Source organism: Amycolatopsis sp. NPDC059657 (assembly GCF_042734395.1).
Lineage (GTDB): Bacteria > Actinomycetota > Actinomycetes > Mycobacteriales > Pseudonocardiaceae > Amycolatopsis.
This window is the reverse complement of the sequence record NZ_JBHWEB010000028.1, coordinates 1-13,896: the sequence shown is the minus strand read 5'-3', so window position 1 is coordinate 13,896 and position 13,896 is coordinate 1. Positions and strand designations below refer to the sequence as shown.

Here is a 13,896-nt window from a genome sequence, read left to right as displayed (position 1 = left end):
CTCAGTAGATGACGCGGTTGTCCGCGCTCAGCCGGAATTCCCGCGACTTGCGCACATCGCGCGCGATGTTCAGCCGTCGCAGCCACCGGTCGGTGCCGTCGAACCGCGCGCGGAACGGCTTGCGGCCGTGCACCACGCGGTAGTTGTCGATGAAGAGGATTTCGCCGGGCTTCAGTACGACCCCGCCCATCGCGGCGTCGACAGCGGCGAAGAACTTGTCGAGCACCTTCTCCTCTTCCTCGCCCTGCACGTCCTGCATGTAGAACGGGTCGCAGACGAGGTACGGGTCGTCCGGCGATCCGAAAAGGACGGCCACCGGCTCCGGCTCGCTCAGCGCCTTCTCGACACGCTGACGGCTGCGCAGCTTGAGCTGGGCGATCTGAGCGTCCTCTGTGGACGATTCGACCGCGTTCTCCGGGCGGTGGGAGTTGTCGGGGAGGATGAAGTAGCGCTCCTCGGACAGCGCCTTCTTGAGGTCGTCGTCGATCTGAACGTCCGCGATGTCGGCGGCTGTCGTCTCGACGTCGTCCGGGTTGCGCAGGCACATCAGCGCGAGGTAGTCGGTGCGCAGCGGGTGGAACGCGTCCTCGGTGTGCCAGGTGAGCAGTTCGTCGCTCCCCCAGCCGATCTGCTCGCCGGAGTGCTCCTTGATCGGGAAGATGTCGTGCATGATCCGGCCGTCCTGCTGGGTCGCCCAGCCGATCGGCTCGCCGAGCAGATGCGAGATCAGGAAGAACGCGATGTCGTAGCGCAGGGTCGGGACCTGCGCCGGCTTGTCCTTCCAGTGCTTCGGGGTCGGCCCGAGGTCGGCGTCGTCGACCGGCAGCCCGGACACCACGAAGACGCCGGTCGGTTCGGTGAGCCGGAAGTCGTTGAGCGCGCGGCGCACGCGGCGCGGCAGCTCGTCGGCGAAGACACGGGCCTCCGCCTGGAACTCGGCGGACTCGACGGTGTCGTAACGGGCCGCGAGCTCGTCGACGACGGTCCAGATCGCGTCGACGTCCTCGGCTGGCAGGTTCAGGCGTTGCACGTGCTTTCCTTTCGTCGCTCTGGGGCGTGTTTCACAGGTCTGTTCGATGAGCTTCGTGATCCAGGTGGTTCCTGGCGGTGCCGTGTGATCACCCTCGTACCGGGTTGTACTCGGGTGATCGCACGGTGCCGCCAGGGACCGCCTGGGCGCGGAGATCGCGAACAAGACCTGTGAAACACGCCCCTAGGAGCCTGGCCGAAGCGTGTGCGGGGCTCTATGCCTTTGACGCTCCAGCGAAAAGGCCCGGTCAGGCGTTCGAGGGCTCGGCCATCGCGACGGCGATCCGGCGCCGCCCGGTGAACGGCTCGCGGGCGTGGGTGGCGAGCATGTTGTCGACGACCAGCAGGTCATCGCGCTGGTAGTCGAACCGCGTGGACGCGGCGCGGTAGCACGAGCGCAGGTGCTCGACGACCTCGTCCGGGATCGGCGCGCCGTCGCCGTAGTAGGTGTTGTTGGGCAGGTTCTCCTCGCCGCACATCTCCAGCAGTCCTTCGCGGATCTCCGCTGGCAGCGTGCTGACGTGGAAGAACGTGGCGTGGTTGAACCAGACCCGCTCGCCGGTCACCGGATGGTCGTGCGCGGGCTCGCGCACGGCGCGCGTCCGCAGCCTGGTCCCGTCGAGCCACTCGGTCTCGATGCCGTTGTGCGCGCAGTAGGCGTCGACCTCGGCGCGGTCCTCGGTGTTGAACGCCTCGCGCCACGGCAGGCCGAGCTCGTCGCTGTAGTTGCGCACGGTCATCCACTTGCGCCGCTCGAACTCGGCGCGGATGTCCCGGTCGATCGACTCGTAGACCGCGCGGGTCGACGAGAGCGGGGTCGCGCCCTGGGTCAGCGGCGGCTCGATGCAGTAGAAGTACAGCGTCAGCGGCCACACGGCCTGGTAGGAGTTCTCGTTGTGGGCGAAGATCTCCTCCTGCGGCGGGTAATCCGTCGAGGTGTAGACGTTCCCGCTGATCCGGCTGCGCGGGGTGGAGCGCTCGGAGTACGTCAGCGGCGCGCCGGAGAGCTCGCGCACGGCCTGGTCGAGGCCGTCGACGCCGCCGACCTCGAAGCCGCGGAAGAGCACGGCGCCGTGCTCGGTGAGCGCCTTGCGGATGTCGGGGCGGTCGAGCTGGATCCGGTCGTGGATCGACGCGCCGTCACCCTCGATGATCAGGGGAAGCGCGCTCATGCGTCCATCGCCTCGATCAGGCTCTTCGGGCGCAGGTCCGTCCAGTTCGCGGTGATGTGGTCGAGCGCGGACTGACGGTCCGTCTCGGCCAGCGCGACCGTCCAGCCCGCCGGAACCGTCGCGAACGACGGCCAGAGCGAGTGCTGACCCTCGTCGTTGACCAGCACCAGGTAGGTGGCGTCGGGGTCTTCGAACGGATTGGTGCTCATGATGCATTCCTTTCAAAAAGCGGGGTCTTTCGAGAAGGGGGATTTCAGACGACTTCGGGCTGGCGCACGCGCGGCCCTCTGCTCTGCAGCAGCGCCACGCCGAGCCCGGTGAGCGAGTGCAGCACCGAGTTGCGGCTGCGGGCGGTCATCACCAGCCCGGCCTTGCGCAGCACGGTCGCGTGCTTGCTCGCGCCCGCCAGCGAGATGCCGAGGCGCTGGGACAGCTCACCGGTCGTGCAGCTCTCGGTGAGCGCCTGCAGCGCGGCGGCCCTGGTGTGCCCGACCAGGGCTTCGAGCGCGTGATCGTTGGGATCCTCAGTGCGCAGGAGATCTCCGGTGACGGGGACGGAGAACACCAGCGCCGGGATACCGGTCGTCCGCTCGGATTCCAGCACCACGGAGGTGCGGCCGAACAGGAACACGGACGGGCTCAGCAGCAGGCCACGTCCGTCGAGATGGATGTCGCGGTCGGTCTCGCTGGGTATCTCCAGCACCGGCGCGGCCCAGTTCAGCTTGGGATGCAACGCGCTCAGCAGGCCTTCGACACCGTTGGTGATCGCGACCCGGCCCAGCGCGTCACGGACCGACTCGAGATGGGCACGCACCTGATCCCAGTACGGGATCACCGCGGCGGAACAGAACTCGAACACGCTCGCGGCCAGCCGGTCATCGCTGTCCTGCTCAAGCAGTGACAGGAGTTCGTCCAGCGGCGGGGTGTCCTTCGCCGTGCCGAGTGTGCCGCGCACCTGGCGACGCCACCGGAGGAACGGCACGCTGCTGGTCCTGCCGAACTGGTCGAGCGCGAAGACACTCTCCGCGACCGGGCCCAGCCCCGCGACCATGCGTAATCGCGCCAAATCCTCCACGGTGAAATGGATTCTTAACATTCAGGCCTCATTTTGTTGTCCAAGGCCGCCGTGAAAACTCGCCGCATACAATTGTGCGCTCCACACCCAGGACGACACTCCTGCGGAACACGACGTATACGGAAAGCGGGAACCTCACCGCGGCCCGGTGGCGCAGTGACACCGGCGAACCCGCCGGCGCCGAGCCCCCAAAGCCCGGTGCGCCGCTACCCGGTCTAGCAGCCGAGGAGTTGTCCGGGGTGCTCACGAGTGCCCGGACAAACAATGAGCCGGACAAAACGCGTCCGAACGGCCCTCTATTCCTGGTCCATTCGGCGGCAATCGCCCTATCGGCTCGATACCTTGAGCAACAGTCGTGTAACACAGGTTCCAGGGGTTGGTAACCAACTGGGGGAAGGACGACGTGGGACGGCCTGAACGCGCTATCGATCCCACCGCGGGCCCGCTGCAGGCTTTCGCGGTCGAGTTAAGGCAATTGCGGGAGATCGCCGGTAGACCGAGCTACCGGGAGCTTTCGCGCCGCTCGCACTACTCGGTCACCGTGTTGTCCGAGGCCGCGGGCGGCGACGCGCTCCCGACGCTCGCGGTGACGCTCGCCTACGTTCGTGCTTGCGGTGGCGACGATTCGGTGTGGGCCGAACGGTGGCGCGCACTCGACGCCCAGCTCGGCGCCAAGGACAGTCCAGAACAGACAGACCGGGTGGACACCGCCCCCTACCTGGGACTCGCGACGTTCCAGAGTGCGGACGCCGAACGGTTCTTCGGCCGCGGCAAATTGATCGACGAACTGTGCAAAAGGCTGACTGAATCACCATTTCTCGCCGTATTCGGCCCGTCCGGAATCGGCAAGAGCTCACTTTTGCGTGCCGGGCTCATTCCCGCGCTGCAGAATGACAAGAGCGGCGAGGGGCGCGAATGGCTGCCCGTGGTGATCACTCCCGGTGAGTATCCGGCGGCTGAACTTTTCGCCAAGTTGACGGAGGTGCATGGCGCACCCGTCGCCGGTTCCCGTATCAGGGATGTACTGGAAGGAAAATCCGCGCAAACAGGGCTGCTCATCATAGTCGACCAGTTCGAAGAAGTCTTCACGCTGTGCCGGGATCGCCGCGAACGTGACGAATTCATCACTGATCTGCTTGACTCGATCGACAATATCGACGGGCGTATTCGCGTGGTACTCGGCGTCCGCGCCGACTTTTACGCGCACTGTGCCGAGCATCCGCCGCTGGTGGCGGCGTTACGCGACCGTCAATTGCTCGTCGGGCCGATGGACGAGGAGGACTTACGCTCGGTGATCCTCGAGCCTGCCTCGATCGCCGGCCTGAAGGTCGAGCAGGCACTCGTCGAGGCGGTGCTCGCGGACGCGGCCGACCAGCCGGGCGCGTTGCCGCTGGTGTCACACGCGTTGCGCGAGACCTGGACGCGCCGCCGCGGCCGGATCCTCAGCGTCGCCGCCTACCGCGACACCGGCGGCGTGCAGGGCGCGCTGGCCCGCACGGCCGATCGCGCGTTCGGCTCGCTGGACGCGACGGGCCAGAAGTTCGCCAAGGAACTGCTGCTCCGGCTGACGTCGCTGACCGACGGCGCCGACTACACCCGCCGCCGCGCCCGGCACGGCGAGCTGCTCGACAACCCGAACGGCGTCGCGGTCTCCCGCGTGCTGGAGCAGCTCGCGCAGGCCAGGCTGATCTCGATCGACGAGGACAACGTCACCATCGCGCACGAGGCGCTCATCCGGAACTGGCCGTTACTGCGAAGCTGGCTGGCCGAGGACCGCGAGCTGTTGCGTCAGCACCGCAAACTCACCGAAGCCGCCGCCGAGTGGGACAAGCACGGCCGCGAGGACGGTTTCCTCTACCGTGGCACCCGCCTGGCTTCGTATCACGACTTCCCCGCCGACCGTCTCAACGACCTCGAACTCGCCTTCCTCACCGAGGGCCGCGCGACCGTCAACCGCGAACGCGCCGCGCGACGGCGGCGCCTGCGCATCACCGGCATCACCTGCGGCGCGGCGGCCACCGTCGTGATCATGCTGGCGACCTTGGCGGGCATGGCCTTCATGCGCGCCGACCGTGCGACGGCGGGCAAGGACTCCGCCTACTCCCGGCAGCTCGCCGCGGCCGCCCGCGTCCAGCTCCAGATCGACCCGGAACTCGGCCTCCTGCTCGCCAAGAAGGCCGTCGACGCCGCACCGACCGAGGAAGCCGCGACCGCGTTGCGCCAGGCGATCGTCGACACCAAGGTCCGTGCCGTGCTTCCCACCGGCCACGGCCCGACCTACGGCATCGCCTACAGCCCCGATGGCCGTCTCGAAGCCACCAGCGGCGAAGACGGCACCGTCCGGCTCTGGGAACGCACCGGCCACAGCATGCCCGGCAGCACCCCACGCCTGCTCGCCGGCCACAACGGCCCGTTGCGTACTCCCGTGTTCAGCCCCGACAGCCGCTCGGTGGCCGCTGCCGCCAATGACGGCGCCATCCTCATCTGGGACGTCACCTCCGACGTCGAGCCCCGCGTGCTGCGCGGGCCGTCGGGCACCACCTGGGCGGTCCAGTTCAGCCCCGACGGCAAACGGCTCGCCAGCGCACACAACGACGGCACGGTCCGCCTCTGGAACCTCGCCACCGGCGGCGAAGCGCGGGTGCTGCGCGGCCACACTCGCGCGCTCGCGGTCGCCTTCAGCCCGGACGGCACGGCACTCGCCACGGCGGGCAGCGACGCGATGGTCCGCATCTGGGACCCGGACGCCGAAGCCGAACCGGTGATACTGCGCGGCCACGGCAACACGGTCGGCGCCGTCGCCTTCAGCCGTGACGGCAAGCAGATCGCCAGTGGCAGCACGGACGGCACGGTCCGGCTCTGGCAGAACCCCGGCAAGGACCCGGTGGTGCTCCGCGGCAACAACGGCACCGTCGACGCGGTCGCCTTCAGCCCCGACGGCCAGCGCGTCGCCAGCGCGGGCAGCGACGGTTCGGTGCGCATCTGGGACACCACAGCCAGCACCGACCCGTTGGTGCTCCCCGGCCACAAGGGTTCGGTCCCCGGTATCGCGTTCAGCCCCGACGGCCAGGAACTCGCCAGCGCCAGCACCGACGGCACGGTCAGGATCTCCGACCCGACCGGCCTCGGCGCGCCGCAGGTCCTCCAAGGCCACGAAGGCGCCGTCTGGAGCGTCGCGGTCAGCCCCGACGGCAAGCGCATCGTCAGCGGCGGTGACGACACCATCGTCCGGGTCTGGCCCTCCGACGGCCGCGATCCCCTCAACCTCAAGGGACACACCAAAGCCGTGCTCGCCACGGCCTTCTCCCCCGACGGCAAGCTCGTCGCCAGCGCGGGCGAAGACGGCACCCTGCGCATCTGGAACCTGGACAAGCCCGACTCGCCGGTCGTCCGCACCGCCGACGACCGCGGCCTCGTCTGGAGCGTCGCGTTCTCCCCCGACGGCAATTGGGTGGCCAGCGGCGGCAACGACGGCATACTCCGCGTCTGGTCCACCGACGGCTCCGGAACCCCGCTTCTCTTACGCGGCCACGACGGTGGCATCCGCAGCGTGGCCATCAGCCCCGACAGCAAGCGCGTCGCGAGCGCCGGTTACGACGGCACGGTGCGTATTTGGAACGTCGACGGCTCGGCCGCGCCGGTGGTCCTGCGCGGCCATGAACGCGGCATGGTCTGGAGCGTCGCCTTCTCCCCCGACGGCAAGTGGCTCGCCAGCGGCGGCAACGACGGAACGGTCCGCATCTGGCGGGCCGACGGCTCAGGCGTCCCACTCGTACTGCGCGGCCATCAAGGCGGCCCGGTCTGGAGCGTCGCCTTCAGCGCCGACGAGAACTGGCTCGCCAGCACCGGCGACGACGGCACCATCCGCATCTGGGGCGACGAGGGCAACCACTCCTCCTTCGCCGCCCGCGGCTTCGGCGCCCCGGTCAACCTTGTCGCCTTCGCCCCCGACAGCCGCCAGCTGGTCACCGCCAACGGCGACGGCACCATCCGCGTCTGGCATTGCGAGGCCTGCGACTCACTCGACCTCGTCCGTTCACTCGCCGACGCCAGAACCACCCGGGAGCTCACCCCGGCCGAGCGTCAGCTCTTCCTCGGCGACCCGACCGGCTAGGTCGTGAGTGGTACGGCCGGTTCTAACCGGCCTAAACACTCACGACCCCTGATCAGGCAAACGACCTCAGGTACCGCGAAGCCTCGGCCTCGTCGGTCAGCCAGCCCTCGTAATCCGACGGGTCGTCGAAGAGGTGCGCGAACCGGTGAGCCACCGCAGGAACGGACTGCGCGGTCTCCAATGTCGCCAGTACGTGCGGAGGCGGCGGCGCGAGCAGGTCGTTGCTGAACCGGGTCGTCACCCGGGCGAGCGGCCAGAAGTCGGCGAAGCTGCGGCGCATGAAGGCCTCGTCGAAGGGCGCGTCACCCTGTTCGATGATCCGGGCCTGATAGACGGCGGCGCAGTGCGCGGCCAGGTTGGCGCCCTGGCCGGCTATCGGGTCGTTGGTGATGGCGGTGTCGCCCATCGCGAGCACCAGCGCGCCGGACGGGAGGCGGCCGATGGGGTCGCGCACGATCGGGGTGATGCGGCCGTGGAGGTGATCGAGCGGGCCGTTCGGCGTCGCGTGGTCCAGTAGTTCCTTGGCCCACGGGAAGAACTCGGCGAGCAGGCGGGCGGCGACCTCGAAGTGGTGGTCGATGTCGGCCACGTCGTCCCAGCAATCCAAGGGGCCGCCGGGGATTCCCGAGAAGTACATGCCGTAGGCGGGGCCGGTCGCGGTGAGGACCGGGAGCGCGAAGTACTCGCCCTCCGGCCCCAGGCTGAAGTCGACGCCGGGGTACACACGGTCCGAGATGCCGTCGACGTACATCATCGAGATCGCCCGCTGGGGTTCCGAATACGGCGAGAACTCGTTGTCCCGTACGAAAAGTGCATCGAACTGGGGACCGCGGCCTGCCGCGACGAGCACGAGGTCGAACTCGCGGGCGTAGGACTCGAGGTCGGCGGGGGTGACCTTGTGGAGCCGGACCGCACCGCCAAGGTCGGCGAAGTCGGCGAGCCAGTCGGACATCTTCAGACGCTGGTCGACGGATTGGGCAGGGCGGTCGAGCGGGGTCTTCCAGGTGATCGGGCCCGAGGTGAACGAGACGCCGGCGATCTCGGGTGCGGTGCCGTCCCAGAAGTTGACGCCGAGTGCGCGTTCGTGCCGCAGTGCGGGTTCGAACACGCATTGATTGGAGAGCACGCGGCCGCCGAGTATCGCCGTGGCGTCGCGGTCGGTGATGACCGTGGTCTCGTAGCCCTGTTGCTGGAGGCCGAGTGCCAGCAGCAATCCTGCCTGTCCGGCCCCGATGATGCCGATGCGGCGCATCCGTTTTCTCCCTCCGGCGGTTTGTCCGCCACTGTGGACCGGAGGGCACGTCCGTGAGCGATTACTTCGGACGTATTCGGGGGCGGGGTTCACTGCCCGAAAGGGAAAGTCGTGAGGGTCGCATCCAAGAAGTCCACAGTTCCTGAATGCGACCCTCACGCCGGAAACGCGCGAGTGGGCCGATCGCGCGCCGGTTCCTGGGGGCGCCTGACTCAGACGGCGCTGAGCGTTTCCGCGACCCGCTGCCAGACGGGTGCGGGCTCCGCGGCCGGTTCGGCGGGCGTGCCGACCGAGGCGGGAGCGGGCAGACGGCGTTCGAGCTCCGCCGTCCAGTGGAGCATCGTGCGGGGAATGTCCCAGCCCGCGAGGCCGACCAGCCTGCCCGCTCTGACGAAGCCGGTGAGGCCGTCGGCGAGGCGGACCGTGTCCTCGCCGAGCGAGGGCATGCCGACCATCTGCAGGCGGACGTCGTACAACGTCGACCAGGCGCGAGGCAGCGGGGTGAACGGCTTCGCGGCCGCACGGCCCGCCAGCAGGTTCTCGGCGGCCGCGCGGGCGGACTCGACCGCGTTGATCCAGTGCTCGACGCGGCGGGGTTCCTCGTCGAAACGGAGGTTGGGCCAGCGGGCGACGTCGCCGGCCACGACGACGTCATGGGCGCCTTCGGCGAACAGGTTGGACTCGCAGAGCACGCCGTCGGACAGGTCGAGGCCGGAGCCGCGCATCCATTCGACCGCGGGGGTACTGCCGATGGCGAGGATGACGCAGCTCGCCACGATCAGCTTGTTGTTGGTCAGATGCATGCCGACCGTGTCCTTGGTGCTGATCCAATGCCGGACCGAGCTGTTCATCGCCAGCCGCGCACGATGGTTCTGCTGCAGTTTCGTCACCGACTCGGAGATCATCGGCCCGAACCGGTGCAGCGGGGCGTCGGAATGGCCGACCAGCGTCACGTCGCGGCCCATCTGGCGCATGCTCGCGGCGAACTCGCAGCCGATGAGCCCGCTGCCGATCACCACCGCGGGCTTGGTGGAGACGCCGAGCGCGCGCTTGACGGCCATGGCGTCGTCGACCGTGCGGAGGATGCGTACCCGTGGGTCGTGCCGGGGCGCGCCCGGAAGGTGACGAGGATACGAGCCGGTCGCGACGATCAGGCCGTCGTACCAGAGCGACTCGCCGCCGGGGAGGTAGACCGTGCGCTCGGCGCAGTCGAGGTGCGTCGCCCTGGTGCCGAGGCGCCAGCGGACATCGATGTCACGGTACGCCTGCAAGGACACGTCGATCGGGCGGGCGGCGCCGATGATGAGCTGCTTCGACACCATCGGCCGGTGATACGGGCGGCGGGCCTCGTCACCGACGACGACGATCTCGCCGTCGAAGTTGAGCTCCCGTAGCCGCTCCGCGGCGCGCAGGCCCGCGACGCCCGCGCCGACGATGACGATCCGGTCGCCGTCACTCATCGGCCAGACCTTTCACTCTGACGGCCTGCATCGGGCAGCAGCGAGCCGCGGCGATGACCGGCTCGATGTCGGCCTCGGTGAGCTGGCGGCGGAACCGCAGGCGGCCGTCGCGGCCGAGCTGGAAGATGTCGGGTGCTTCGTACTGGCAAATGCCGTAAAGCTCGCAGCGGTCGTTGTCGACGCTGACCCGCGGTCCGGCGCGCAAGGTTAATTTCATGCGACTTGCTCCTCCACCAGGCCGATGCGCTCGAGGGTGCGCACCGGCAGGAACCTCAGAACTGCCAACGTCACCGTCGGCACGAGCAGGGTGATGCCGCCCAGCCACAGGATCGCGATGTTGCCGTTCGCGATCGCGCCGAGCAGGGAATGCAACGCGGTCAACGCCACGGCCGGATAGGCCGTTCGGTGCAACCACAGCCAGCGACGGTACGAGGTGAACCGGTGCAGGCCCGCGGTGATCGCGATCGCCAGCATCAGTTCCAGCCCGATGATCCCGATCGTGTGGCGCGCCATGGTGCCCGGCATCAGCGGCAAGGTCAGCATCGGCAGCGTGAACGCGCCGGTGGACAGGAACAGGAAGCTCAGCGCGTGCACCACGCCGAACGACAAGGTCAGCACGGCGAGCGCGAGATGCCCGCCGCGCAGCGCCTTGCGGCCGGTGACATTGCGGACCCAGCCGGTGGCGGTCAGCACGCCCCAGCACAAGGTCAGGCACATGAACGCGTAGGCCAGTCGCGCGGACATCTGCGCGATGGACCGGACGCCGTCACTCATTCAGTTCTCCCGGTCGAAGTTTGAGGCGGGTCCGTGAGTTGCGGATCAGCCAGAGCAGCAGCACGGTGGCGCCGCCCAGCAGCAAGGCCAGCACGACGACGGTGATGATGTCGGTGGCCTTGAGGTCGAGTGCCGCGCTCGCCGGCGCCGAATTCAGCTGCGGCTGGGGCAGCGCGTCGAACTCGGCCAGCCCGGTGCTCTCCAGCAGCGTGATGTGGCGCAGTACCGCCTGGTTCGCCGTGGTGGCGAACGCGCGGATGCGGTCGTTCCGGGTGCCTGCCCGGATCTGCGCGATGGCGCTGAAGATCACGCCGTGCGCCGCGCGCAGGCGATTCACGAAGATACGGTCGAATTCGGCGGGTGTACGCGCGTTCTGCATCTCGTCGAGCCAGCCCTGCTGCTCGGCGGTGGGCCGGTCAGGCAAGCCGATCCCCAGCTCAGCGGCGAGAGCGCGGTCCTGCACGTCGAGCCTGCCGTGGTCGACCATGATGGACATGCCGACCTCTTTGACGCGCGGGCTCGCGCCGCGGGTGCGTGCCCAGTCGCCTGCCGGCATTTCCCACAGCCCGGCCAGACGCACCTTCACGATCAGGGTCTCGTCGGATGAGGTGATGGGCTGAGCTTGCGGCTGGGCACCCGCCGCGGCGGCGAGCGCGAACTGGCCGAACACCAGCAGGACCAGTAGCACCGACGCGGCGCGCAGACGTTCAGAAACCGAGTGCATTGGCCTGCCGCGCATCCACTGTCGTCGCGATCTTCTTGCCGTCCGGCGCGATCGGGTACCAGACCTGGTCGGCGCCCATGCCGCCGGTCTCCCCCGGCATCTCGTCCTTGATGTACCGGTAAAGCGGCCAGCCCGCGAGCGTCAACTGGTCACTACCGTCAGTCCTGGTCACCCGTCCTATCAGCGCTTTGTCCATGCCGGTGACATCGAGGTCACCGTTCGCGCGTGCCGGAATCCACACCTGGGCGCAATTGCCCTGGCAGTTGGATTTCGGCGGGCTGGCGGTGTCCTTGTCGGAGCGGTAGAGCGTGAGACCCTGGGTGTCGACGACCAGCGTGCCCAGATCGAATGCCCGTACCGCATGGATCGCCGGCTTCTCGTTCGGGTCGGCCTTCGGCATCTGCATACCGCCGTGACCTGCGTTTGTTCCTTGGTTGTAGCCGGTGTTCGAAGATCCAGAAGATCCTGTGGCAGTGCACGCCGTGGCGGCTGTCATCGCGGCGAAACAGACCGCGAGCCGCACTGTGGTGCGTAGTTTCATGACTTCCTCCTGTCGGGGGCCGGGGAAGCACGACCGCGCCGGAAAAAGGGCGCACTTGATCCACTTTGGACATTCACCGTCCATAGTGGATTTTTTCGGCGTTGCGGGGGAACAACGCTTGTCGGGGGCCTTCGGACGGGGATACGGTCACGGTCGCGACACGGTTCAAAAAACATTCAGTCCGTTTTGCCACTAGACGAGCAACCCCGCCGCCGTAAGGATGTCGTTCCGTGGGACGCCACAGCCGAACTCTGCAGCCCGTCATCGACACTGTCGATCACGGCGCCGATTCGAGTGTCCATGATGACCTGGCAAAAGCGTTGTACGCCGAGTTCGGCGGACCACTGATGGCCTTCACTCTGGGTTTAACCGGACATGACCGTCAGTGGGCCGAAGACGTCGTGCAGGAGACTTTGATCAAGGCCTGGCGCAACGCCGACAAATTGGACCGCCAGCCGGAGATGCTCCGCGCGTGGCTTTTCACCGTCGCCAGGCGCATCGTGATCGACGGCTGGCGCAGCCGCCGCGCGCGCCCGCAAGAGGTCGAGGAGGCCGACGCGGACACCATCGGCGTTCCGGACGAGTCGGAGAAGACACTCGCCGCGTTAGTGGTCTATGACGCCTTGCGCAACCTGTCCCCGGAACACCGGGAGGCACTCCAGCAGACCTATCTGCGTGACCGAACCGTGAACGAAGTGGCCGCGACACTTGGTGTCCCTCCGGGTACGGTCAAGTCTCGGATCTATCACGCCGTACGCGCTCTGCGCCGCGCTTTGCAGGAACGGGGGTGAGCTGAGGTGGGCGGGACCACCCATACCGACGTCGCCGCTTACGTTCTCGGCCTGCTCTCCGAGAAGGAGAACGCGGCGTTCGAAGAGCACCTCATGGACTGCCCCAACTGCCAGCTCGACCTGCTTGAGCTGCACCATCTGCCCGACGTGCTGGACAGGGTCAAGGCGACCTGGCCACGCCCGCCGGTGCCGGAACCGGCGCCGAGGGTGCTCGGAGCACTGCTCGAGGAGGCCGCGGCGACCCGCCGCAAAAGACGGCGTGGCCGCCAGCTGGCGATCGCGGCCGCCGTCGCGCTCATCATCGCGGGCCCTGTGGTCACGCTGACCTTCTTCACGCCCTCCTCGGTCGACGGCACCACGCTCGTCGCACCCATCGAGTCGGCGCCGGCGGCGCCCAGCTCGGCCAAGCCGCAAGCCCCCGGTAGTGGCTCGAGCTCGTTCGGCTGGTCCGACGCGGGCAGCGCGGTGGGCGCGGAGGTCGTCGTGCAGGGCCGCGAGTGGGGCAGCACGGTCGACCTGGAGCTACGCGGCATCGTCGGACCGAAGCGCTGCCAGTTGCTGGCGATCCCACGCGCCGGCGGCACGGCTTGGGTGGTGACGACGTGGACCGTGCCCGTGAAGGGTTACGGCGTCGACGGCTCCCCCGACCCGCTGCGGGTCACCGGGAGCACCGCACTGAGCCCCGGCGAGATCGAACGCTTCGAGATCCGCGGCGAGAACGGCCAGCTCCTGGCGAGCATCTCCACCTAGCCCCTCGGCCCGCATGCGGCCTGGCGGTGGTCAACGCCCCGTTCGCAACGGTGAGCCTGGATCCACCGTTGATCTTTGTGGTGATCTTGGCGTGGTTGTTGATCTTGTTGGTGGCGGGGTGGGCGTGGTGGGGTGTCCGGCGTCGCATCCGGTGTGTCCACTGTGGTCTGGTCGTAGGGGTGTGGGTCAGGCTGTTCGGGTGTGTGTGGCGGTG

At 68.3% G+C, this 13,896-nt stretch carries 13 protein-coding genes; 3 read left to right on the top strand and 10 right to left on the bottom strand.

From position 1 onward, the window contains the following. Position 1 precedes the first annotated feature (1 nt). The 4 genes from gntD to ACFV15_RS17560 form a co-directional block, all read right to left on the bottom strand. The gene (gntD, locus tag ACFV15_RS17575; RefSeq protein ID WP_378351508.1) at positions 2 to 1,030 is read right to left on the bottom strand and encodes a guanitoxin biosynthesis L-enduracididine beta-hydroxylase GntD; all 1,029 of its coding nucleotides are present in this window, start codon (positions 1,028 to 1,030) and stop codon (positions 2 to 4) included. A 247-nt stretch (positions 1,031 to 1,277) separates the two neighbouring features. Beyond that, a complete protein-coding gene (locus ACFV15_RS17570) occupies positions 1,278 to 2,201 on the bottom strand; it encodes a TauD/TfdA family dioxygenase (protein ID WP_378351507.1) in 924 nt (307 codons plus the stop codon). Next, positions 2,198 to 2,410: an MbtH family protein gene (locus ACFV15_RS17565; protein ID WP_378351506.1), complete on the bottom strand. Its 213-nt coding sequence runs from the start codon at positions 2,408 to 2,410 to the stop codon at positions 2,198 to 2,200. Before ACFV15_RS17565 ends, ACFV15_RS17570 begins: the two co-directional genes overlap by 4 nt. Before the next feature lie 44 nt (positions 2,411 to 2,454). Then, positions 2,455 to 3,297: an ArsR/SmtB family transcription factor gene (locus ACFV15_RS17560; RefSeq protein ID WP_378351505.1), complete on the bottom strand. Its 843-nt coding sequence runs from the start codon at positions 3,295 to 3,297 to the stop codon at positions 2,455 to 2,457. Positions 3,298 to 3,679: 382 nt separating this feature from the next. Here ACFV15_RS17560 and ACFV15_RS17555 point away from each other — a divergent pair, with 382 nt between their 5' ends. Continuing rightward, positions 3,680 to 7,390, top strand: coding sequence for a hypothetical protein (locus tag ACFV15_RS17555; protein ID WP_378351504.1), 3,711 nt, complete (start codon positions 3,680 to 3,682; stop codon positions 7,388 to 7,390). Between the two features lie 52 nt (positions 7,391 to 7,442). Here the strand turns inward: ACFV15_RS17555 and ACFV15_RS17550 are convergent, their stop codons facing one another. The 6 genes from ACFV15_RS17550 to ACFV15_RS17525 form a co-directional block, all read right to left on the bottom strand. Next, a complete protein-coding gene (locus tag ACFV15_RS17550) occupies positions 7,443 to 8,642 on the bottom strand; it encodes a styrene monooxygenase/indole monooxygenase family protein (protein ID WP_378351503.1) in 1,200 nt (399 codons plus the stop codon). Positions 8,643 to 8,854: 212 nt separating this feature from the next. Beyond that, positions 8,855 to 10,102: an NAD(P)/FAD-dependent oxidoreductase gene (locus tag ACFV15_RS17545; RefSeq protein WP_378351502.1), complete on the bottom strand. Its 1,248-nt coding sequence runs from the start codon at positions 10,100 to 10,102 to the stop codon at positions 8,855 to 8,857. Next, a complete protein-coding gene (locus tag ACFV15_RS17540; protein ID WP_378351501.1) occupies positions 10,095 to 10,319 on the bottom strand; it encodes a ferredoxin in 225 nt (74 codons plus the stop codon). Before ACFV15_RS17540 ends, ACFV15_RS17545 begins: the two co-directional genes overlap by 8 nt. Further along, on the bottom strand, positions 10,316 to 10,876 hold the full coding sequence (locus tag ACFV15_RS17535; protein ID WP_378351500.1) for a hypothetical protein: 561 nt from the start codon (positions 10,874 to 10,876) through the stop codon (positions 10,316 to 10,318). Before ACFV15_RS17535 ends, ACFV15_RS17540 begins: the two co-directional genes overlap by 4 nt. Further along, the gene (locus ACFV15_RS17530) at positions 10,869 to 11,600 is read right to left on the bottom strand and encodes a DUF4142 domain-containing protein (RefSeq protein ID WP_378351499.1); all 732 of its coding nucleotides are present in this window, start codon (positions 11,598 to 11,600) and stop codon (positions 10,869 to 10,871) included. The genes ACFV15_RS17535 and ACFV15_RS17530 overlap by 8 nt, the downstream gene beginning before the upstream one ends. Next, a complete protein-coding gene (locus tag ACFV15_RS17525) occupies positions 11,584 to 12,141 on the bottom strand; it encodes a hypothetical protein (protein ID WP_378351498.1) in 558 nt (185 codons plus the stop codon). Before ACFV15_RS17525 ends, ACFV15_RS17530 begins: the two co-directional genes overlap by 17 nt. 230 nt (positions 12,142 to 12,371) lie before the next feature. Between ACFV15_RS17525 and ACFV15_RS17520 the strand changes: the two genes are divergently transcribed. Both ACFV15_RS17520 and ACFV15_RS17515 read left to right on the top strand, forming a co-directional pair. Then, positions 12,372 to 12,932: a sigma-70 family RNA polymerase sigma factor gene (locus tag ACFV15_RS17520; RefSeq protein ID WP_378351497.1), complete on the top strand. Its 561-nt coding sequence runs from the start codon at positions 12,372 to 12,374 to the stop codon at positions 12,930 to 12,932. A 6-nt stretch (positions 12,933 to 12,938) separates the two neighbouring features. Continuing rightward, on the top strand, positions 12,939 to 13,682 hold the full coding sequence (locus ACFV15_RS17515; protein WP_378351496.1) for a zf-HC2 domain-containing protein: 744 nt from the start codon (positions 12,939 to 12,941) through the stop codon (positions 13,680 to 13,682). Positions 13,683 to 13,896 lie beyond the last annotated feature (214 nt).